Here is a 22,255-nt window from a genome sequence, read left to right on the forward strand (position 1 = left end):
ATCCTTTTTTTATGATCAAACCCAATATTTTTAAGTTGCTTAAAATGAGAAAAATGAAAACACTCTCATCAAGCTTCATTATTTAAAAAATAACAACATAGTTCAAAAGAACTATTTTTATAGGACTTTAAATTTATTACCTGTAATTACCACTTAGGGATTCTGAATCATAGCGGCTAAATTCCAAGAAATATTTATTATTAAATGTCATATTCTATAAAATCTTTTTTTTCAACATACGGCTCTACATGAACGTTTACATTCAATATATTATGTTTTTTATATAATCTGCGCTCAATTTCATCGCAAATCGTATGCCCTTCAATTAATGAAAGCTCAGGATCGACCATTACAGTTACTTCAACAAGCACATTATTTCCGTGGACACGTGCTTTTAAATCGGTAATTTCACGTACACCCTTTGTATTTGCTACAGTAGCGTGCAGCTTTTTAAGTACTTTTTCATCAATACCATCTGTTAGTGCATGAGTCGAACTATAGAATATCTCCCAAGCTGTTTTACATATAATGAGACCAACAACTAATGCAGCAATCGGGTCAAGCCAAGGCAATCCGAACTGAGCACCAATAATACCTACGGCTGCTCCGATACTGACTAATGCATCGGACAAATTGTCCTTGGCTGCAGCTTTAAGTGCAGCATTATTTATTTTTTTTGCTAAGCTAATGTTATAGCGATATACGATCAGCATAACAGCGGCTGCTCCAAGAGCTACCCATGCAGTAAGCAAGCTAGGAGTTTCTATTTCACCACCAATTAAATTACGCCCAGTTTCCATAATGACTTGAAGCCCAACAGTAGCCATAATAAAGGAAGCAATTAGTGCGGCTATCGTCTCTGCGCGAAAATGTCCATAAGGATGGTCAACATCAGGCGGTTTCTGTGATATTTTTAGACCGATTAACACCGCCACAGAAGCGATAATATCGGTTAAATTGTTATATCCGTCAGCGACTAACGCTCCCGATAGAAAATTATACCCTACCCAGAGCTTAATAGAGGACAGCAGCAAATAAGCAGCAATGCTTATCCATGCTCCTTTCTCCCCTTTTTTTATTTCCTCATACTGTGTCAGTTCAAAAACCTCCTAGCCGATTCTTCCCAGTCAAAATTCACTTGAATATCATAACCGATAAAACCAATGTGGGTCTATAGAAACAGTGTTAACCTTGTACGAAACTTTATGCCCTTATCAACAACTTATGAGTAGGCTAAAAAAATTGACCAAGGGCAATTTTAAAAATTTATTTTATTTCTTTCCTTGCTATAAGCTATACCAATTGCCCTCTTCATCCGCTATACTTAGTTTGATATATAAACAAACTAAAGTGCTGGGAGCAATCTAAACAATGAACGCGATAAGACAAAACATCACCTTAAGACGTTTTTTTCTTTATTATGTATTCATTTATGCCGCTCATGCGATCTACAGTACATTTTTACCGGTATATTTTAATGAAAGTGGCTTTACCTCACTGCAAATTGGGGCGATTTTAAGCTTAGGACCGTTTGTCGCCATGCTGGCGCAGCCGATGTGGGGAGTTTTAAGTGACCGAGCAAAATCTAAAAATTTTGTTTTAATGCTGCTGATTGCTGGCAGCGGTCTTGCAATGCTTCTTTATCCATTCTCAGTTTCATTTATTTATGTTCTGCTAATTACCTGCATCTTTACGTTATTTCAAAGCTCCACGTTTCCAATTAGCGATACGATAACACTTGAAACGATTGATCGATTGCGTTACGGCAGCTTTAGTCATATTCGTATGGGCGGAACATTCGGCTTTGCAATTATGTCATTAGTATTTGGAATGATTGCAGAGCTGCATTTACAATCGATGTTTCCTATTTATGCAGGAATGATGTTGATTTGCTCGCTGCTTGTCTTCTCGTTTCCCTCAGTTGCTGGTCATCAGGTAAAAGGCAAGCCTGTGCCAATGTCTATTATGTTTAAAAATAAAAAGCTTATGCTTTATTTAGGGTTTAACTTTATATTGCAAATTACATTAGGCTATTATTACTCATTTTTCCCGATTTATTTTCAAAATATGGGCGGAAGCAGCAGTCTGCTTGGGTGGTCAATGGTCATTTCCTCATTAGCAGAAGTGCCATTTCTGCTATTTGCAGATAAAATTTTCAAACGAGTATCTACCCATATTGTGTTAATTGGTGCAGCGGTTGCAACTTTGCTTCGTTGGCTTTTCTTCTATTGGATAAGCTCTCCTGTGTGGGCTTTGCCTGTTCAGCTCCTGCACGGAGCAATGTTTATTGTACTTACAGTTACAATGGCAACTTACATTAATCGCGAAATTCCAAAGGAATTGAAGGCAAGCGGTCAAACCTTCAATGGCTTATTAAACCTCGGGGTCGCTCGTATTATCGGCAGTATTGCTGGCGGGGCAGCCATTGACAACTGGGGAATACGCAATGTGTTTTTATATAATGCGATTATTGTGCTTATTAGCATTATTTTATTTATTATTATCGTTTGGCGGATGCAGCAGCGTGAGAAATTAATCGCTGTACAACAAGAACGTTAATCTGCTATTTCCTGAAAAGTTACCTGCTATTTATAAAGAAATAAACTTAAAAAAGCTTCTAATCGGCTAGATAGACCTTTTAAAAAGTCTTTCAGTTCGATTAGAAGCTTTTATATTTAACTGGTTTAATTGACGTTAATCAAGCTATGGCTGCACCAGACTAAGCTGTCACTTACGCTAAAGCACCGCCATACATTTTTTCACGCAATGCTTTAATTTCATCACTTTCAAGATACTCATCATAAGTCATTAAGCGATCAATTACACCGTTTGGTGTAAACTCAATGATACGATTTGCTACAGTTTGCACAAACTGATGGTCATGAGAAGTGAATAAAACAGTGCAATCTGTTTCAATTAAGCCATTGTTTAGTGCTGTAATTGATTCTAGATCCAAGTGGTTAGTAGGCTCATCCATAATAAGGACGTTAGCGCCCTCTAGCATCATTTTTGACAGCATGCAACGCACTTTTTCTCCCCCGGACAATACGCTAGCTTTTTTTAAAGCCTCGTCACCTGAGAATAGCATTCGACCAAGGAAGCCGCGTAAAAATGTTTCATCTGGATCTTTTGAATATTGACGCAGCCATTCTACAAGATTAAGCTCTACGCCATCAAAGTATTTGGAGTTGTCTTTCGGGAAATAAGAACGAATTGTTGTAACTCCCCATGAATACGTACCTGCATCCTGCTCGCGTTCACCAGCAATTGTTTCAAAAAATGCAGTCTTCGGCAGTCCGTTTGGACCTACGAATGCAACTTTATCACCTTTATTGATGGTTAGTGTCAGGTTGTTAATAAGAACTTCGCCATCAACTGAAATCGTTAAGCCTTCAGTAAGCAATAGCTGTTTACCAGCTTCACGCTCCCCTTTAAATTGAATAAACGGATATTTACGATTGGATGGACGAATATCCTCAAGAGTAATTTTATCAAGCAACTTTTTACGAGAAGTTGCTTGTCTTGATTTTGATTTATTCGCACTAAAGCGTTGAATAAACGCTTGAAGCTCTTTAATTTTATCCTCTTTGCGTTTGTTTTCAGCACGCATTAGCTGCAAAGCAAGCTGACTGGACTCATACCAGAAATCATAGTTACCAACATATAGTTGAATTTTACCGTAATCAATATCGGCAATATGGGTACATACTGTATTTAAGAAGTGACGGTCATGGCTGACAACAATAACCGTACCTTCATATTTAGCAAGAAAATCTTCTAGCCAACGGATCGATTCAATATCAAGATGGTTGGTAGGCTCATCCAGTAATAGAATTTGTGGTGAACCAAATAATGCTTGGGCCAGCAATACGCGAACCTTTTCATTACCTTCAAGTTCAGCCATTTTTTTATCATGCAAATCTGTAGTAATGCCTAGACCATTAAGCAATTCAGCTGCTTCAGCTTCAGCTTCCCAACCGTTCATTTCGGCAAATTCAGCTTCAAGCTCACCAGCACGCATACCATCTTCATCAGTAAAATCAGCTTTTGCATATAAAGCCTCTTTTTCCTTCATAACATCATAAAGTCTTTTGTGACCCATGATTACAGTTTCTATTACAGTAAACTCGTCATATTCATAATGGTTTTGTTTCAATACTGCTAAACGTTCACCTGGTGTAATATGAACTTCACCTTGAGAAGGTTCAACTTCACCAGATAATATTTTAAGGAAGGTTGATTTACCTGCACCGTTAGCGCCAATTAAACCGTAACAGTTACCAGGAGTGAATTTAATATTAACATCTTCAAAGAGCGCACGTTTGCCAAAGCGCAACGTGATGCCACTTGTACTAATCATTACGTTATCCCGTCCTTCTCTACATTCTCATTCCTGACTATTATAGCATAGTCTTCAATATAAAACTTCCGTTTCTGCTGAAAAAATGACATTCTTGTTACAGAATCGGCGAAATTTAGCTTTAACATACGTCATCATTTTGATATTTTAAAAATAACTGATAAGCTTAATATAAATGTACAATATACAGCTGCAACTAAATAGTGTTTATTTATTTCCATACATGCACTGTTCCAAATAGGAGGTTTAATAAATATGAAACTACTTTCCATCGAACCAACGCCAAGTCCCAATTCGATGAAATTGAACTTAGATGAAACTTTGCCGCGCGGACGTCGCTTAACCTTTACTGCGAAAGAAGCAGAAAATACTGCTGAACCTTATCGCAGCTTGCTTTCTATTAATGGTGTGAAAGGATTATTCCATACTGCTGATTTTATAGCGCTTGATCGTAAGCCTGGCGCAGATTGGGCAAGCATTTTAGCAGAGGCTCGCACCATTCTCCAAGCAGAGCAAGAGCTTGTAGCTGGAGTAGGCCAGTCTAACACAAGCTATGGCGAAGCTCAGGTGCTTGTGCAAATGTATCGCGGCATTCCAATTCAAGTGCGCGTACGTACAATAGATGGCGAAACACGCGCAGCATTACCGCAAAAATTTGTTGATGCAGTAACTAAAGCAGCTGGTTCTACGATGATTCGCGAACGAAAGCTGGAAGAATTCGGTGTACGCTACGGAGCTCCAGAAGATATTGCCAATGAAATCGTACAAGAGCTTGATGCCAGTTATACGAATGAACGACTAGAGGAGTTAATTGCAGCGTCTCTTGCTCTGGGAACGGATGTTACAAATCCGCCAGAGATTGTTCGTCCTGAACCATTAAATGGTCAAGCGGTCTTAGAGCAATTTAAATCTGATGATTGGAAAACTCGCTATGCTGCCCTTGAACGCTACGTCTTAGATGATGATGCGGTTACGGTGCTTACACAAGCTTTGCAAGATAGCAATGCATCAGTTCGCAGACTTGCCGTAATCTTCCTTGGTGATATGGGCAATGAAAAAGCAATGCCTTTGCTCTATCAAGCGCTTGAGGATTCTTCTCCGTCTGTGCGTCGTACTGCAGGCGATACGTTATCTGACCTAGGAAACCCAGAAGCTATTCCGCATATGATCAAAGCTTTATCTGATAAAAACAAGCTTGTTCGTTGGAGAGCAGCCCGCTTCCTCTATGAGGTTGGTGACGAAACCGCATTAGATGCCTTGAAAATTGCAGCAACAGACCCTGAGTTTGAAATTCAACTGCAAGCTAAAATTGCAATTGAGCGAATTGAGCGCGGTGAAGAAGCAGCAGGAACAGTTTGGCAGCAAATGACCGCCGCTCGTCAAAAAGACAAACAATAAATAATAGATAAAAAGAAAAGATTTCTACATTTTAGGTTAGGAATAACTAACGTGTAGAAATCTTTTTTCTTTTACAATTCATTTAATGCAACAACTTCTCCATTCACTTTTACAGCATATTGACAGTCTAACTTTCCGCATAATACATAGTTACCTTGCGCAACATCATAAACATAGCATGGTGTTAGTTCAATAAAGTCCCTTAATTTCTTATATGCTTCTTCCTTTGAAACCTCTATTTTCTCTGTTGCCTTTAAATTCATGTACATTCCTAACAAAGACTTATTATCCATATAATTCAATACTTGATAAGTCTCTGAATCTATGATTAGCTTCAATTTTCTTATAAATACTCGCTCTTTCTGTTCTTTAAAAGTTAAGGTTGCATGAATGTATCCATTATCACGATATAGTGACTTTAATACCCATTTCCCTGAATCATTGGAGTATTGTTGACTAAGAAATGTTATAACGTTATTTACACACTCGTTAATTTCTTCATCAGTAATTGGTCGCAAATTTGGATCTGGTTCACGCTGAAATGCTTGTTCCGGAGTGACCTTAGTAGTGAATGATATTTGTTTGCTTTGGAAAGCTTTTTCGCTAGGAACGTCCCATTCTATTACTTTGTCCATCTGTATAGCTAATTTATCTTCGATTGGAGCGAAAGGCAATGTAGAATGACCATTATTCTTAATATAAATCTCTTCAAAAGCATATGCTGGCACAAGTTTCTGTTGCTCAATATTCGGAAACTCAATTAACTTTAATTGCTCCATAACTAACGGTTTAATTTGATCAATAGAAAGTGAAAATTGCTCTTGTATTACTAATTTCTCTGGGGGAAACTGTCCAAAAACAGAAAATAATATAAGTCTGCCCTCGTCATCCAGTTTTAGTTCAATACTGCCTGATGGAGAAACTGCAACGCCATTTATACATTCTCTAAAATGAAGCTCTCTTTCTTTCTCCTTCCAGAACACAAACTGTCTTCCGTAATTCAAACCTGTTTCATTCTCAATCCACTTGATAATTTCATCCCTATTATTCTTATCAAACGATATACTGTCTACGGCTGATATACCGTTAGTAAAGATGACTCGTTTTGTTTTTCTTGAATGGATATCAATCTCGATACAGACAGTCCCCTCAGGATTAAGGATTTCATCTTCCCAATTTACAATATGATTTGGGAACCATTCCATGCTTAGGGTATAAACTGTATCTTTGAAAAGTGTCGAACTGCGATAAATATCCCATGCATGTAAATTATATTGGTGCAAGCCAAATTTTTCTTTTGTAAAATAAACGAGTTCTTCTATTCTCTTATCCATCTAATATACTCCCCTTTACAAAAGAATACTCATCCAATATGATGTCAGATGAGCCTCTGGTATAGTTCACAATTAATCAGTTGAGTGTTTAAATTAATAAACTCATCTAATCTATCTAGTGTTCACTATGATTAATTGCTTGCGATAATAGAGAGATAACATGGCTGTCGTCACAGGAGTAAATCATTGCTGTACCAACGCGTCGACTCTTAACTAATCGCAGCATTCGTAAAAAGCTTAGCTGATGAGAAACAGCAGACTGCGACATCTCTAATAGCTCAGCAATATGATTAACTGAGCATTCCTCCTGTGAGAGCAAGTATAATATTTTTATTCTGGTTGGATCAGACAAAGCTTTAAATATTTGTGCAACATTTTCTACTGTTTCTTGGCTTAAAAAGCTATGATCCTTGGCCTCCATTGTCTTCCCACCTTCGTAACAACGTGCATTCAATTCTAAATTGTTGTGCAGTTTCATGTAATTGTCAAGCAACTAGTAGGAAATCGTTAAATTTATAGCCAGATCCCCTTGCTCATTAAATTCATAATAGCTCATTTTATAGGAAAGAGCTGTCTTTAATGATCGCAAAGCTTTTTCTATATCTTTCTCTACTGTACTTCCATTGTGATAAACAAATTGAATCTGCTTCTCTCTATTTGCTACTGCTTCTTTCAACAGCGATTGCAGTTTTTCATAGGAAGTAATCTGATACTCATCATCGTACCAATGAAAACCTAGCTCCTTACGAAACGCCTGCAATTGCTCATATTGTTTTGATGATGGCTTTAGCTGACTCGCAGCTTCAAGTAATGTCTGCTTATAGCTTACTTGTGCTACAGGATAGTTGCCCTGCCACACATGATCCTTCGCCAGCTCTTTATCACTGACTAAGTAATAACGATAACTGACTTCATCAGCCGCCTGACCAATAGGATCATCCCATGTGAGATCAAGCTGATACCATTTGTCATTTAGCAAAATCATATTCCAGGCATGTTCCTGTCCTTTAGCTGTTCCTTCAACAATTCGCACGTCAAAGCCAGCTTCACTGTACAGCATATAACCAAGCATTGCATAACCTTGACAAACAGCCATACCTTCGGTTAATGCCTCGTAAGCCGTATAGCGGTTCAAGCTTTCATCATATTGAACATGCGTCACAACCCAATCATGAATAAGCTTCACTTGCTCATCCTTGCTATACTGAGATAAATTCATCTCGGCAATAAGTGCTTTAGCAAACTTTTTCACATAATCACTCATTGCTTTATCTTCACGGAAATCAAAATTTAGCTTTACTTCATTAGAAAGCAAATTGTTGCTAACTGTGTAACTATAGGATGCCATCGCAAATCGCGCATACTCATTTAGCTCAAAAGCTTGTTTAAGCCAATTAACAAGTTGATCAGATACTTTGCGATATGAACCCTCAATCCGAAAAGTCGTACTAGACTTACGTTGCTCTAATTCATTGGCCAAAAAATTGATTATCCCTTGCTCATCATCTGTCGTGAGTTTAGAAGGCACATCATATTTACTGCTAGACGCTGAATCTGCCTCTATTTGAATATCCTCTAAATTAAATTGATTTCCTGCACTAGCATTTCCATAATTCGCCTCTGTCCCTGCCCGAATTGCCGCAGTAAGTTCACCCTCTGCTGCAGCTTCCTCGGCAAGTCGTTGTTCAATGCTATCTAATTCCTCTTTCAGCATCGTTCCAGCTTTTTGTACGATACTTTCCACTGAACTTGAAATTGTTTCGATAATAGCAGTTTTGGACTCTCCGTTGATTTGCTGCAGCCATTGATAGGAAAAGTAGACAAGCACTCCTAGAATGATAAGACTAAATATTCTTCTCATAGCTGCCCTCCTCATTTCGATAGCTTTCTATTTCTAGTATCTACTATTATCTTCTAGTTTTATACGTTACAAATCAGAAATTGCTTCAATATATTGCTTAATAGTATCTTTAATTTGCTGAAACTTCCCTTCACGAGCTAATTGTAAATCTACTAGTTTTGTTCCCATGCCAACCGCATTAGCTCCTGCGGCAAAATAATCGCGAATATTATTTATGTTAACGCCGCCTGTTGCGATAATCGGAAATTTATCGATAGGTCCGCGAATTTCACGTAAATAATTTATACCGAGTGAAGCCATTGGGAAGAGCTTAACAGCATCAACCCCTGCCTTCTTTGCAGCAATAATTTCCGTTGGTGTCATAACTCCTGGCCACATCGGTATATTATGCTGCTGTGCGTACTGGATTGCCTCAATGTCCAAATTAGGAGAAATTAAAAACTGTGCTCCTGCAGCGATTGCACGTTTAGCATGCTCAAGATCAATAACGGTGCCTGCCCCAACATACGCTTGATCGGCAAACTTAGTTCTCCATTCCGTGATCATATCTTCGGCACCAGCCGTATTCATTGTAATTTCCATAAATTTAATTCCACCATCAATAATCGCCTGTCCTAGCGGCAGCGAATAATGAGGCTCGACCCCTCGCAAGATGGCGATAATTTTATGGTTTTTCAATTCTTCTAACAATGTATTGCTCATTTTATAGCTCTCCCTTCGCTTTGGCTTGCCAGTAGCTCTGTAATATTTTCAAAAATAGATTAGGAAACGGCAGACTGTTCATATCCTGCTCGGAAATAAATCGCACTTCCTCCTGCTCGATGACTTCATCTGATTCAAGCTTGTAAGCTTGCTTTTCCTCTGCAACAAGCGTTGCATCATTTATGTTAAGTTCAGGATCATTTTCCGCAATAAAAAACCGCATATTCCAGCGAATATGACTAAAAATATGATCTTGGTCGATAAACCATTTGTGCGGTTTAATAAGCAGATTATGCCTTATATGAACATCTTCGGCAATTAGTCTCCCCAGCTGCGGCTGCTCCTTTAAATCATTTTGAAACAACGCTTCATGCTCCTCAGATACTAGCACATGCGGCAGTTCCCACATTCCAGCAAGCAAACCTTGTGCGGGACGCTGACGAACTAATATTTTACCTTTATGCTCGCCATTCCCTTCAATGATCACTGCAACTCTATATTCTACTCGAGCTTTCTTTGCTTTAGACTTAATTGGTAGCTCCTGCTCTCTTCCTTGCAGGCGCGCCTCGCAATGCTCCATAACTGGACAAAGCAAGCAGTTCGGATTTTTCGGCGTACAAGTTAATGCTCCTAACTCCATTAAAGCTTGATTAAAATAGCGAGCTTCTCCTTGAGGAATCATGCTCTCGACCAGATGCTCTAGCTTCACACGAGTAGATGCTTTAGCAATATCGTCTTCTAAAGCGAAAAATCTTGATATTACTCTCATTACATTGCCGTCCACTGCAGGAACCGGTTCATTAAAGGCGATACTCATAATTGCACCGCAAGTATATGGCCCTACTCCCTTTAATGTCGCAACTTCCTCCTTTGTTGAAGGAATTACCCCTTGATGAAGCTCCATGACCATTTTTGCGCCAGCCTGCAAATTTCGTGCGCGCGAATAATAGCCTAATCCTTCCCAGCATTTTAGCACTTCCTCCTCTGGAGCTTCTGCTAAATGCTTAACGGTAGGAAACTTACTTATAAATTGCTTAAAATACGGAATAACCGTATCAACTCTAGTTTGTTGAAGCATGATTTCTGAAACCCAGACGCGGTATGGATCATGATTTTCTCTCCAAGGTAAATCTCGCTTAATATGATGATACCATTCGAGCAAATTTTCTCCGTACCACTGTTTTTTTTGCTCCATGCTTAATTGTGTCATATTTATAAACCGCCTTTAATCTAGCTTGATATTGCGCTTGTTTCATCTATAATAGTTGATAATTGCTTTACTATTATAGCATGTCTTCTAATAAGGAGGAGGCTACATTGAAACGGTTCACGATTCTCTTACTAATGATTTTTGCAATTGTCGCACTGCTTGCTAGTTGCGGCCAAAGCAAAAATAATAACAACGTTACGATAGATCAAGCATCTACCAAAGTCGCAAATGTATATAAAGCAAATTGTATAAGCTGTCATGCTCTCGATTTATCGGGAAAAATGGGAGATGCGACAAATTTACAGCAAGTATATACACGTCTAAGTGAAGAGGAAATTGCAACTAAAATTATGACCGGCGGGAAAACAATGCCATCTTTTAAAGAGCGGCTTACGGAAGATGAAATAAAAGGACTGGCTGCCTGGTTAGCGAAACAGGAATAGGCTTGAAGGAGGTGTAAAGGGATTGGATTTTATTTTCTTTCCAGAATTAATAATTGTATCAGTAATCCTAATCGCGCTTATCATTGGATTATGTTATTTATTTTATAGATTAGGCAAAAGCAGCAGACAAAAATAGACTTGTTAAATCTATGATTTATAAAATAGAAAAGCCTTAGTCCTAGAAAATCCAGAACTAAGGCTTTATTTTTTAGCAATAAGGATTAATGAAAATTGCTGCTTATCTCTTCTACAATTACATAAGCAGATGCTAGCTGACGTTCATGCGTTATAGATAGATGAATAGCAAGCTCTTGCTCAATCATCCCAAGACGTTCAAGCGCTGCTTGACTTACTTTACAGATAGGCTTTCCTGATGGTTGCTTATTTATTTCAATGTCTTGAAAACTAAGCAATCCGCCAATCCCACAACCGAAAGCTTTACTAACAGCTTCCTTGGCAGCAAACCTTCCCGCTACATATTCTGCTAGCCGCGGCTTTGCTGCTCCATTTGCAGCTTCCATTTCAAGCGGTGTTAAAATTCTCTGAAGAAATTTCGTACCAGCCTTGCTATTTAAAATTTTCTCAATACGTTCAATCGAGGTCAGATCATGACCAATTCCGAGTATCATCTCACTAGTCCTTCCTTGCTTGAGCATCTTTAACATAGCCACTATGTTCGAGCAGCAGACGTCGTGGAATAAAAGAAGTAAGCTCTTGCTCGCTAATAGGCTTACTAATATAATAACCTTGGATAAATTGACAGCCCAACTCATCCAGCAATTCTAATTGGGTATTATCTTCTACTCCCTCTGCCACAATACGCAGATCAAGACTTTTAGCAATATTTATTATCGCATTTACAATTTTATATCCTTTATCATCTGTAACCATTTCCCTCACAAAACTTTTATCTATTTTCAAAATTTCTATTGGGAAGTTTTTTAATACGGATAATGAAGAATAACTTATACCAAAATCATCAATTGCTACTGATATTCCTAGCTTTCGTATTTCTTCAATTGTATTTAATACAGAGTAGGACTGATCGATAATCGTAGATTCAGTTATTTCAAACGTTAAATATGCAGGATTCATTCCTGTTTCCTCTAAAATATTTTTTACGCTTGAAAGAAATTGAATCGATTTTAACTGTATTCCTGATATATTAATTGAAATTTTTATAGGTTCTAAGCCTTGATTAATCCACTTTATCCCTTGCTCGCAGGCAGCTCGGAGAACCCATTCACCAATCGGTACAATAAGTCCAACTGACTCTGCAGTCGGAATAAATTTGTCTGGTGTTAGAATTGTTCCGTTTTCCATGCGCAAGCGAAGCAGCACCTCAACGCCATAAAAACGCTTTGTATTAGCATATACCTGTGGCTGATAAAGCAGCATAAATCGCTCATTTATTAGTGCATCTCGTAAAATTTTCTCCATTTTACGTTTGTTATTTTGAAAGTTAACCATTGTGGGCTCAAACTTCATATAGTTATTCTTTCCATTATGCTTCACTTGATATAACGCTAAATCAGCTTTTTTCAATAGCTCATCATATTCATTGCCATCGTTTGGATACAAGCTAATTCCGATACTTACTGATAAGTTAATATCATCATTGATTTGATTGGATTGCTTGTTAATTTCAGAGGCAAGATGAGATACAAACTGATCTACCTCTTCAATAGATTCATAATGAAACAATATTACAAACTCATCACCGCCAAAGCGAGATATATGATCCTGATTTTTTATATTGCTTAATAGCACCTGCGTCAGCCGATCAATAAGCTCATCACCAACATGATGCCCATACAGGTCGTTGATTAGCTTAAAGTTATCGATATCCAACACACATAGTGCAAATTGTTTCGCACCATTTTGAATAACTGATTGAATCGCATCATAAAAGCTTCGTCGATTTACAATATCGTTCGATTTTCCTTTATCAATGGCAGCAAGATTTTGCGAAACATTTCGTACTGTTCCTATCAGCTTATGTATATTGCCCATATGATCGCGCGTACTTTCAGCACTTACATTAGCTAAAAAATAAGTATCGCCAACATCTTTAACACGTAGCTCTGTATAAAATGGTTTATTTTCTCGATAGTGCTCATAAAAATGCTTACGAAGCTGTGGAATGTCGTCTGCATGAATAATTTGCTCTAATCCTAACAACGGCGAATCATTAACTTGAACGAGTTTAATTTTGCGATTAAACCAAATTTTTCGCTTTTCAAAATCTAGCTCGAATAATATATCCTCCGTCAAACGGTTATGGACCTCTTGGCGTTCCTTAAGCTCTTGCTGCTCTTTCTTAAGCTGACCTACTTCATTCAGCAAGGCAAAACGATCAAATGTATTCGATATAATATCAAACAAATGAACAATGCGCATATACTCTGAGCTTCGCGTCAACGTTTTCTTGAATGAGGTACCAAATGCAAGCAAGCTCCAATTATTCTGCTTAAAGCGATACGGAATAACATACACAACCTCATTGTGCCCCGAATCGTTTTTTGAGGCTATGATAGGAGGATTATCTTGCAATGCCTCGTATTGCTCTACAATAAGCTCATTCATTAAATTCATGCCCGTTGTAAAATTAAAATACTCGATCACAGCTAGTCTTGGCTCTTTCTTGGAATTATAGCCTTGCTGCTGCATCAATGCGCCCCAATTAAAATAATTTTCAAGAAGATGAGCTAAATCTCGCACATGTTTAAATTGGTAATTTAATATATAACGATTAAATTCAGAATTACTGCTATATTCCGTACGCAATGCATTGATATGATTTGCATATTCAACTGCATCGATTTGCTCCCGCTCAGCTTCACTGACTTCTACGCCACAGCCGCATGATTGGCGGATAACTAAATTGCAAGGCAATACATCTAATGTAAAGGATGGTTCACCATTGATTCTATCCAATAAACGTTCAATTGCTATCTTTAATAATTGTTCTAAATTTTGCTCAATGCTTGTGATGGGAACAAGCGAATGACGAGCAGTACAGGAATTATCAAAGCCGATCAAAGCTAAATGTTGTGGAACCTCGTAGCCGTTTTCTATTAGCTTTTGTATAATACCGAAAGCACACATATCGTTACAGGTCAAAGCAGCAGTAATTGGAAAACATTGATCAATAATTTGCTCAGCAATCTGTTTTCCGCCTAATGCCGACATATCTCTTTTGTTGTAAACAAAGCTTGGTTGCACAGAAAGACCTAAATCGTGCATTGCTGCTATATAGCCTTTATAACGTGCATACATATCTTCTATTGTTAACGAACCAATAAAGCCAATTTGGCGATGTCCATGCTCATAAAGATGCTGAACAGCTTCATACGCAGCCTTTTCGTTATCGACAGTGACCATACTGCCTTTCATATTTAGCTTACGCAGATCTTTTGAAACAGCAACAACTGGTTTATGATAATAATCTTCAAGCTGTTTTAAAAAATGATCCTCTACGGCATGACTAATTACGACCCAGCCATCAACGATGTTCATAGCGATAGGAACATCGTATAATTTTCCGCCAGTACGAATAATAATGAGGTTAACGTTAAATTGATTAGATAGCTTATGAATGCTTTGTATGATTTCTGTATAATAATTTCCGCCTAGAAAAGGAGTTAAAACGCCGATAGTAAGCTGACGCTCCATGCTATTTCCTCCTCTTTCACCCCATAATATTCTGACTATATTTGATGAAATTATAGCATAATTAAACACACTATTATATACGAAATGCTAATTTACTCATAACACGACAAAAACCTATCGTAACTGTAATTACGATAGGTCTTTAAGTTTAAATACCTGGTATAGGTGAACGTTTATGTTCAGTTTTCAAGTATTGACGTTCTAATTTTTCACGAACATCGGCTGGAATTTCTTTCCCCTCCAAATAATCGCTATTGTGATCATAAGAAATTCCTAGCTCATTTTCATCTGTTTGACCTTCCCACAAACCTGCAGTAGGAGCTTTAGTCAATACAGATTCAGGTACACCGAGTTCTTTACCTATCAATTTTACTTGTCGTTTATTAAGAGTGCTTAACGGAGTAATATCTACAGCGCCATCTCCCCACTTCGTATAAAAGCCTGTAATAGCTTCAGAGGCATGATCAGTACCGACAACAAGTAGATTTAATTCGAATGCCAAAGCATACTGTACAACCATGCGTGTACGTGCTTTTACATTTCCTTTACCGCCACGGCTAAGATGTTGCGGACGCCCGATTGATTTTAATGCATGCTCGGTTTCAAGCGCAATCTCATCAACTGCTTCCTCAATATTTGTCTCAACTGTATGCTCAAGGTTAAATGCTTTTGCAACTGCATAGCTATCAGCAATATCGGACTGCTCCCCATATGGCTGGAATACGCCCAGCGTCATATATGGCCTGCCTGTCTCTTTAGTAAGTTCATCTGTTGCCAACTTACATAGACCAGTAGCCACAGCGCTGTCAACGCCACCACTGATCGCAATTAATAGCCCATTGCTTCTAGCGTCAAGAACATATTTTTTTAAGAAATCAACACGCTTACGAATTTCTGCTGCAGGATCAATGCTAGGCTGTACACCTAATCGCTCGATAATTTGTTGTTGTAATGTTGTCATATTATTTACAAAACTTGTCAAACACATTGATTAATTCGGCAGCAATTTCAGAAGCTGTACGATTTTCAATGCTATGACGCTCCATAAAGTATACAAGTTCTCCGTCCTTCATTAACGCAATTGAAGGAGAAGACGGCGGATATGGTGCAAAATATTCACGAGCTTTCGCTGTAGCCTCTTTATCCTGTCCAGCAAATACAGTAAATAAATGATCCGGCACTACTTCATGTTCCAAAGCAATCGCGACGCCTGGGCGAGCATTTCCAGCAGCACAGCCACACACAGAGTTAACTACAACAAGCGCAGTACCTTTCGCATTGGGAAGATGTTCTTCAACTTCCTCTGGTGTACGTAACTCTTTAATACCGATGCTTGTCAATTCATCACGCATTGGCTGAATCATATCAAACATATATCTTTCAAATGACATTGACATCAATAACACTCCTTTAAAATTCGATCGTACTTAATTATACCGTTCATTTGTAAAACAACGCAACACATCACTATTGTAATTTACTTAATAATTACAAGCAAATATGCTACTATTCTTAGAGAAGACTAAATCATGAGGTAAAGAATATGAACTACGACATCGTAATTATTGGCGCTGGCTCAGCCGGTCTGATGGCGGCAGTAGCTGCCGGTCAGCATGGAGCAAACGTCTTATTAATTGATAAAGGAGATCGCCTTGGACGCAAGCTTGGTATTTCAGGCGGCGGCCGTTGCAATGTAACGAATAATAAAGAAATTGATGATCTAATTAAAAACATCCCCGGTAACGGCAAGTTTTTATATAGCGCATTATCTACATTCAGCAATTATGATATTATTGCTTTCTTTGAATCACTGGGCATTGCATTGAAGGAAGAGGATAATGGACGAATGTTTCCTGTTTCCAATAAAGCAAAATCTGTCGTTGATGCACTTGTCGGCAAAGTAAAAGCATTAGGGGTTCAAATTCGCGTAAATAGCCCTGTTGCTGATGTATTGTACGAAAATGGTGCTGTAAAAGGGGTCGAGCTGCAAACTGGCGAGAAATACGGGTGCTTAACCGTTTTACAGAAGTTTAGATGAGTTTGAACCTTGATTTTTATGGGCTTTTCCAAAATCAACGAATTCAATAAAACATAACCGAATTCATATTTGGGGGCATTTTGGGGGCGCAATTGGGGGCGTCCCCCTTTTTTAATACCCACTTCGATAATAGTGAATCGAAATAAGCATGATAGGCATTATTAGGAACCTTAACGCTCACAACCTTTTCATAAGTAATGTTCATACCTAATAGGATAGCTTCAATCCAATAACTCAGTTTTACAAATTCAATTTCAGTACCAAATAAAATTTCATGGTCAAACACTCTATCTCCCTCCTTCATATTACTGGTATAATCTTCTTATCGCATATAAGAGGTGAGAACTATTTGAAGGTAATCCGAGTGAGTTGTAGGCTCGGAGAATGGATTACAAAAAGGGGTTTAACCCAAGCTGAATACGCCGTTAAAGCTAATAGATCCGCTAGAATGATTTCCTACTTTTGCACGAATGAACGCCCCATGCATCCAGAGGACATATTTCTAGCTGAGTCTATATTAGACATTACATTCGATCAGCTATATGTATTCGAGATCTCCGAGTAAAGAGCGGCCTAGTGTCGCCACAACTAATCAGGAACAAATAGTTCTTTATGATAAGAATTTTATCACACCCCCAACATAACGCATGTCACAACTTGTCGAAAATTGATTTTGAAATTTTTTACAGCAATTTTAATGAATTCAAATTAAAAACCATTAGCCAAATACAATCACTAAACAGTCTTTAGCCGAAGCTGCTCGAAAACTTTCAGGAAAACAGGTTTACAGTGATGATTTTTGGACATGATAAAAAGCTGCTACCTTTACAGTAACAGCCTACTTAAACGGCACCATGAATAAGTTGTCTTTTTTATCCCACTTAAGATAACCTTCTTTAACAAGCCAATTGATCGAATCTTTGACCTGTTGCTCAGTCCGCATAGAATAACGAGCAATGAGGGCGACATCAAGCACGAACCATTCGTACTTGTACTTATTACCGATTATACGGTATATTTTACGTGTAGTATCGTCTAGCATGGTTCTAAGTCCTCCAACTCCACCGCTTCAATTTCATCGATGTTAAACCACTCACCATCAACTTTGAATTGTTCGTGTAGACGACTAACGTTTTCTACAACGCCTACTATTCTCAACGTCTCAAAGGGATCATACATCCGTATAGAAAGTGGTACATTAAACCTCATTGACTGTTGCAATGCTCTGTTGATCTGCTCAAGCTCTTGTTCATCTAACTCTACACGTTGTTTGCGTTGTTTCTCAAGATCAAATTCATTTAATGCCCTAACATGTTCCGGCAGCATCATTCGACTACCTTCCCACATTCCATTTCCACTTAGCTTGCTTGCCATACCTTAACTTCCATCAAACTGATTGCTTATAACGATTAACTTGCTTAAACATGCCTAGCAGTCCTGGGCTAAGCTCTTCCATGTATACAACACCAGCACGATTAAAAGTCCTTACGCTATTTTTTGTGTAGCAATAAGCCATGAATTTTTCTTCACCCATTGCAATGACTCTTACATTGCGAATACTTACTTCACGCTTGCTATCGATATAGATTAATTGGACGATCTTGCCGATATAATTCTGCATAAACGTCTCACCTCATTTGATTTATATGAGGTTTATTATATACGAACATTTGTTCTATTTCAAGGAGGGTGTTTACGTTGATAATTAAATTATATGGTGCGGAGTTTGAAATAAAAGGATATTCAGTTATTGAGGGAAACATCACTAAAGCATTTGCAGTGAACGAAAAAGGCGATATTTTTATACTATCATGGAGAACTGGGAAGGAACCTGTACAGGGGAATGTTACTCTCGTGAAACTGGATAATGATTTGTAGGAGGAATGTTGATGAAGAAGATTTTAATCGCGATAATGTTTCTTATTACGCTTTTTGGGTGTGCTATCATTTTGATGTTAGCTCAAATTATATCTGACTTAGACGGCGGAAGTTTATTCGGTCAAATTCCAATTATGGTTTATCTCATATTTATTGTGGCTGTATGTGTTGTTGCCTGGGCTCTTTCTGATTGAAAACGAGAAAGGCCCCTCCACCATAAAGGCGGAGGGGTTTTGTGTATTTATTTAGTAAGTTTTAACTATCTAATTTGAATTTCATGACTTTTCTTTCCATGTCCACTTAGCAGTTGTAGAAATTGAAATCATATCATTTTTTTATTTGTAGCAGTTGCATTTTTAGGAGGATTTACAGCAAGTATCATCTCAATTAATTGTCTTCTATTAATAAGCTTCACAACATTGGATTGGGACCTACCATTTTTTCAATCTCTGCAATACCTTTGAAGAAAATTTTGATAGGTTTATTTTTAATGCGTATCATCAACTTCACTTAAATAAAATTACTTATATTGTATTTTATAATCACTTTTGGAGTAATTCAAGAAAAAACTTCAAACTACTATGAAGCTAAATTATTGTAAACTATTTACAATTAAACCTAAATATATTAAAGTTGTTTTGTAATATCATGGTTTTACATCCATTTTTTATGGTGCACTATCCATGATCTAATTAAATTATGAAAGAGGTGTTTATTTGGATATTGATTTTCTTTCAGGATTCAAAAGGGTTATTCGATTAAGAGACTTGGAAGCATGGGATATTAAGTACCGGAATAAGGATATACGCATTATTCTTGTGGACGAGCATCGTCCCAGTACTGTTGAAGATTTCCCATGGCTAAATGATGGTATTGATAATGACCCAAGAAAAAATCACATTACTTCATATGTATTTTTTTCAGCTGATTTAGATGAATCTGAACAAAGTTTATATTATCAAGTCGCTGAACGTTTCTCAGAACATGTTGCATTAGCACATTGTAACGTTACCGTTAGATTTGAGAAAGTAAATGATTATGATGCTGCATTGAATCAATTACTGAACTCAATAGGCTACCAAGATATTGATAAGATACCCTTAAGAAAGTTTTTCACATTTTCGCAAGATTAATAAAGAATGCATATTTTTAGATAGTTTATGGAGGGTTATATAAAAAAAATTATTAGTTTAACATTGATTGTTGCTCTTGTATTTACTCTTTGGATTCCGCAATTAAATGTACAAGCAAGTGAGTCGAATGAGATTCAAATACCTACCGAAGTTCTGGATAGACTGCCCGATGAATTGAAAGAAATGCTTACTGGTAAAACTATCACAAAAAAGCAGTATGAACTTTATCTTGAATTGACGGAGAAAGAAAAATATGAATCGATAAATCAATCACAGACCGAGACACCTAACGGTAACATTACAATTATGGCATCAAATGTTAACCCAAAAAACTGTACAGTTGATATTAACAAAAATTATTGTTTCAGAATTGATTCGGCCAATACATCAACTAAAGAACCGTATCATATCCATATTTATCAAAAACAGACCCATGTATATTGTATGAGATTGGACAACTTTCAACCTTGTGACCAAAAGAATAATTCAGTAGATAAATTTGACGATCTTCCTAAAGATGTCAAAGAAGGTGTGATGGGAAATGCAAAAGTTCAAGAGAGGGTAAAAATTTATAATCCTGAGGCTCAAGATTGGGCTGATTCAATACCGTTAATAAAAACATTAGCAATTGGACTGATTGTAGTAGCCCTAGTGTTCACGCCAATTCCAGGAGATGAGTACGTTGCATGGGCATATTTTTTAAGGGCTATAGCGGCATAATTTTTTTTACATTTACTTATTCCACTTAAATGAATGTAAAATATTATAGTAGACTATATTTCACTAATGTTCTTATTGGTTTATAGTTTTATTTCAGCAGACACAAAGCCCCTCCACCACTTAGGCAGAGGGGCTTAACTGTATCTATTTAAGCAATGACGCTGTATAAGTGGATTGATTCCATGACACTTTAGCACTGATCGTATCTCCTAGAAGCCTAAGAGGAACGTAAGTCGTACCACTGATCACAATACCGTCAATGACAACCCCATCGATGCTAGCTTCTTTGTTGACCTGATCCCAGCCAATTACGGCACCAAGAGCTCTACCAATTACACGCAGCGGCACATAAGTTAAGTTGTTCATGAGTATACCAGGATCATCGAGTTGCTTGCCATTTACCTCTACAGTAACTTTCTTTTGATCATAGGCTTTGAGAGCTTCAGAAACACGCTGCACAAACTGATACCAACCTGTCCATTTGCTGTCGATATTCATTAGTCTAGGGCAGTTCTTGCCACTCCAATCATAATGGCGTCTTAGCCGGTCTACTCCCCACCCTCGCTCATGTAACAACTTAGCAATTAAGTCTATAGCATTGGAGAGAGCTTGTGAGTACTCTCCAAGTGTGGTATCTCGGTGCGATACGGGTTCAACGGGTGATGGCTACCCTTGGGCAGAGAAAGCTGGTCATACAATCGTTGAGCTTTTTCCAACCGAAGTGCCGCTTATTTCGCGCGAGCATTTCATTGCCGACAAAGAGCTACAAGGACTTTCACTGCGCGATGTTGAGCTTAGCGTTTGGAGTTTAAAAGGGAAAAAATTAATAACCCATCGCGGCGATATGATCTTTACGCATTTCGGCATATCAGGACCAATCGTTTTGCGCTGTAGCCAATTTGTTGTAAAGGAATTGAAAAAGAGCACAGGCACTCCAATCACGTTAACTACTGATTTAAGACCTGATTCAACTGTACAGGAAGTTTACGATGAATCTTATTTACTTTGCCAGCAAGAGCCTAAAAAACTCGTTCGCAATGTATTAAAAAGCTATTTGCCTGAGCGTATGATTCCGCTTTTAATGCGCAAAGCGAATTTGTCTGAGGATCTTACCTTTGATCATATTCCAAAGGATCGGTGGCTTGAGCTTGCCAAACTTATTAAAGCATTTCCAATTCGTATTCACGGCTCGCAATCGATTGAGGAAGCATTTGTTACTGGCGGCGGAGTTAATTTGAAGGAAATTAATCCAAAAACGATGGAATCTAAACTTATGCGAGGCTTGTACTTCTGTGGAGAAATTCTTGATATTCACGGCTACACAGGCGGCTACAATATAACTGCTGCATTTACAACAGGCTATAACGCTGGTAAAGATGCTGCCGAGAGCCTGCAATTTGAAGATTAATTTGAAAAGCTTTATTGAAATGAAAGCTTACATTTACAATATGAAAGCTAATAAGACAACAAGCCACTGCTTCTGCTGTTTCTGTAAGATTGCCA

The 22,255-nt window shown here is 37.9% G+C and carries 23 protein-coding genes and 2 pseudogenes; 9 read left to right on the plus strand and 16 right to left on the minus strand.

Annotated features, from left to right (window positions below):
* Positions 1–200 precede the first annotated feature (200 nt).
* Positions 201–1,097 carry a cation diffusion facilitator family transporter gene (locus AC2TDL_RS03475; protein WP_484701029.1) on the minus strand — a complete coding sequence of 299 codons (897 nt, stop codon included), beginning with the start codon at positions 1,095–1,097 and terminating at the stop codon, positions 201–203.
* A 274-nt stretch (positions 1,098–1,371) separates the two neighbouring features.
* Here AC2TDL_RS03475 and AC2TDL_RS03480 point away from each other — a divergent pair, with 274 nt between their 5' ends.
* On the plus strand, positions 1,372–2,559 hold the full coding sequence (locus AC2TDL_RS03480; protein WP_484698805.1) for an MFS transporter: 1,188 nt from the start codon (positions 1,372–1,374) through the stop codon (positions 2,557–2,559).
* Between the two features lie 172 nt (positions 2,560–2,731).
* Here AC2TDL_RS03480 and AC2TDL_RS03485 read toward each other — a convergent pair whose 3' ends face one another.
* Entirely contained in the window at positions 2,732–4,360 is a 1,629-nt protein-coding gene (locus tag AC2TDL_RS03485) for an ABC-F family ATP-binding cassette domain-containing protein (protein WP_484698806.1), read from the minus strand.
* Between the two features lie 255 nt (positions 4,361–4,615).
* On the opposite strand from AC2TDL_RS03485, the gene AC2TDL_RS03490 reads away from it, so the two are divergent.
* Positions 4,616–5,758 (plus strand): conserved virulence factor C family protein, encoded by a 1,143-nt coding sequence (locus tag AC2TDL_RS03490; protein WP_484698807.1) that lies wholly within the window; start codon positions 4,616–4,618, stop codon positions 5,756–5,758.
* Between the two features lie 71 nt (positions 5,759–5,829).
* On the opposite strand, the gene AC2TDL_RS03495 is transcribed toward AC2TDL_RS03490, so the two are convergent.
* The 5 genes from AC2TDL_RS03495 to mutY form a co-directional block, all read right to left on the minus strand.
* A complete protein-coding gene (locus tag AC2TDL_RS03495; protein WP_484698808.1) occupies positions 5,830–7,092 on the minus strand; it encodes a hypothetical protein in 1,263 nt (420 codons plus the stop codon).
* Between the two features lie 115 nt (positions 7,093–7,207).
* Positions 7,208–7,513: an ArsR/SmtB family transcription factor gene (locus AC2TDL_RS03500; RefSeq protein WP_484698810.1), complete on the minus strand. Its 306-nt coding sequence runs from the start codon at positions 7,511–7,513 to the stop codon at positions 7,208–7,210.
* Positions 7,514–7,585: 72 nt separating this feature from the next.
* The gene (locus AC2TDL_RS03505; RefSeq protein ID WP_484698811.1) at positions 7,586–8,953 is read right to left on the minus strand and encodes a transglutaminase domain-containing protein; all 1,368 of its coding nucleotides are present in this window, start codon (positions 8,951–8,953) and stop codon (positions 7,586–7,588) included.
* 66 nt (positions 8,954–9,019) lie between these two features.
* Positions 9,020–9,655 (minus strand): bifunctional 4-hydroxy-2-oxoglutarate aldolase/2-dehydro-3-deoxy-phosphogluconate aldolase, encoded by a 636-nt coding sequence (locus tag AC2TDL_RS03510; protein ID WP_484698812.1) that lies wholly within the window; start codon positions 9,653–9,655, stop codon positions 9,020–9,022.
* Position 9,656: 1 nt separating this feature from the next.
* Complete coding sequence (mutY, locus tag AC2TDL_RS03515; RefSeq protein WP_484698813.1) at positions 9,657–10,865, minus strand: A/G-specific adenine glycosylase; 1,209 nt, start codon at positions 10,863–10,865, stop codon at positions 9,657–9,659.
* A 107-nt stretch (positions 10,866–10,972) separates the two neighbouring features.
* Here mutY and AC2TDL_RS03520 point away from each other — a divergent pair, with 107 nt between their 5' ends.
* Positions 10,973–11,308 (plus strand): c-type cytochrome, encoded by a 336-nt coding sequence (locus AC2TDL_RS03520; RefSeq protein WP_484698815.1) that lies wholly within the window; start codon positions 10,973–10,975, stop codon positions 11,306–11,308.
* 221 nt (positions 11,309–11,529) lie between these two features.
* Here the strand turns inward: AC2TDL_RS03520 and acpS are convergent, their stop codons facing one another.
* The 4 genes from acpS to AC2TDL_RS03540 form a co-directional block, all read right to left on the minus strand.
* A complete protein-coding gene (gene acpS, locus AC2TDL_RS03525) occupies positions 11,530–11,937 on the minus strand; it encodes a holo-ACP synthase (RefSeq protein ID WP_484698817.1) in 408 nt (135 codons plus the stop codon).
* Positions 11,938–11,941: 4 nt separating this feature from the next.
* Complete coding sequence (locus AC2TDL_RS03530; protein ID WP_484698820.1) at positions 11,942–14,983, minus strand: EAL domain-containing protein; 3,042 nt, start codon at positions 14,981–14,983, stop codon at positions 11,942–11,944.
* Positions 14,984–15,131: 148 nt separating this feature from the next.
* Entirely contained in the window at positions 15,132–15,944 is an 813-nt protein-coding gene (nadE, locus tag AC2TDL_RS03535; RefSeq protein ID WP_484701031.1) for an ammonia-dependent NAD(+) synthetase, read from the minus strand.
* A 1-nt stretch (position 15,945) separates the two neighbouring features.
* Complete coding sequence (locus tag AC2TDL_RS03540) at positions 15,946–16,380, minus strand: BrxA/BrxB family bacilliredoxin (RefSeq protein ID WP_484698823.1); 435 nt, start codon at positions 16,378–16,380, stop codon at positions 15,946–15,948.
* A gap of 146 nt (positions 16,381–16,526) precedes the next feature.
* Here AC2TDL_RS03540 and AC2TDL_RS03545 point away from each other — a divergent pair.
* Positions 16,527–16,988, plus strand: a pseudogene (locus AC2TDL_RS03545) (FAD-dependent oxidoreductase); the annotation flags it as partial.
* Between the two features lie 76 nt (positions 16,989–17,064).
* On the opposite strand, the gene AC2TDL_RS03550 reads toward AC2TDL_RS03545, so the two are convergent.
* From AC2TDL_RS03550 to AC2TDL_RS03565, 4 genes are all read right to left on the minus strand, one after another.
* Positions 17,065–17,307: a hypothetical protein gene (locus tag AC2TDL_RS03550; protein ID WP_484698825.1), complete on the minus strand. Its 243-nt coding sequence runs from the start codon at positions 17,305–17,307 to the stop codon at positions 17,065–17,067.
* A gap of 552 nt (positions 17,308–17,859) precedes the next feature.
* Positions 17,860–18,063 carry a hypothetical protein gene (locus AC2TDL_RS03555; protein ID WP_484698826.1) on the minus strand — a complete coding sequence of 68 codons (204 nt, stop codon included), beginning with the start codon at positions 18,061–18,063 and terminating at the stop codon, positions 17,860–17,862.
* Positions 18,057–18,395, minus strand: a complete 339-nt coding sequence (locus AC2TDL_RS03560) for a YolD-like family protein (protein WP_484698828.1) — start codon at positions 18,393–18,395, stop codon at positions 18,057–18,059. Before AC2TDL_RS03560 ends, AC2TDL_RS03555 begins: the two co-directional genes overlap by 7 nt.
* Before the next feature lie 13 nt (positions 18,396–18,408).
* Entirely contained in the window at positions 18,409–18,642 is a 234-nt protein-coding gene (locus AC2TDL_RS03565) for a hypothetical protein (RefSeq protein WP_484698829.1), read from the minus strand.
* Positions 18,643–18,719: 77 nt separating this feature from the next.
* On the opposite strand from AC2TDL_RS03565, the gene AC2TDL_RS03570 reads away from it, so the two are divergent.
* The 4 genes from AC2TDL_RS03570 (at position 18,720) to AC2TDL_RS03585 (ending at position 20,752) form a co-directional block, all read left to right on the plus strand.
* Positions 18,720–18,899, plus strand: a complete 180-nt coding sequence (locus tag AC2TDL_RS03570; protein ID WP_484698831.1) for a hypothetical protein — start codon at positions 18,720–18,722, stop codon at positions 18,897–18,899.
* An 11-nt stretch (positions 18,900–18,910) separates the two neighbouring features.
* Positions 18,911–19,093 (plus strand): hypothetical protein, encoded by a 183-nt coding sequence (locus tag AC2TDL_RS03575; protein ID WP_484698833.1) that lies wholly within the window; start codon positions 18,911–18,913, stop codon positions 19,091–19,093.
* Positions 19,094–19,615: 522 nt separating this feature from the next.
* A complete protein-coding gene (locus AC2TDL_RS03580; protein ID WP_484698836.1) occupies positions 19,616–20,032 on the plus strand; it encodes a hypothetical protein in 417 nt (138 codons plus the stop codon).
* Positions 20,033–20,059: 27 nt separating this feature from the next.
* Positions 20,060–20,752 carry a hypothetical protein gene (locus AC2TDL_RS03585; protein WP_484698839.1) on the plus strand — a complete coding sequence of 231 codons (693 nt, stop codon included), beginning with the start codon at positions 20,060–20,062 and terminating at the stop codon, positions 20,750–20,752.
* A 144-nt stretch (positions 20,753–20,896) separates the two neighbouring features.
* Here AC2TDL_RS03585 and AC2TDL_RS03590 read toward each other — a convergent pair whose 3' ends face one another.
* Positions 20,897–21,250 carry a stalk domain-containing protein gene (locus AC2TDL_RS03590; protein WP_484698841.1) on the minus strand — a complete coding sequence of 118 codons (354 nt, stop codon included), beginning with the start codon at positions 21,248–21,250 and terminating at the stop codon, positions 20,897–20,899.
* Positions 21,251–21,398: 148 nt separating this feature from the next.
* On the opposite strand from AC2TDL_RS03590, the pseudogene AC2TDL_RS03595 reads away from it, so the two are divergent.
* A pseudogene (locus AC2TDL_RS03595) lies at positions 21,399–22,160 on the plus strand (BaiN/RdsA family NAD(P)/FAD-dependent oxidoreductase); the annotation flags it as partial.
* Positions 22,161–22,255: the final 95 nt, after the last annotated feature.

The organism is Paenibacillus sp. plas6 (assembly GCF_057221655.1).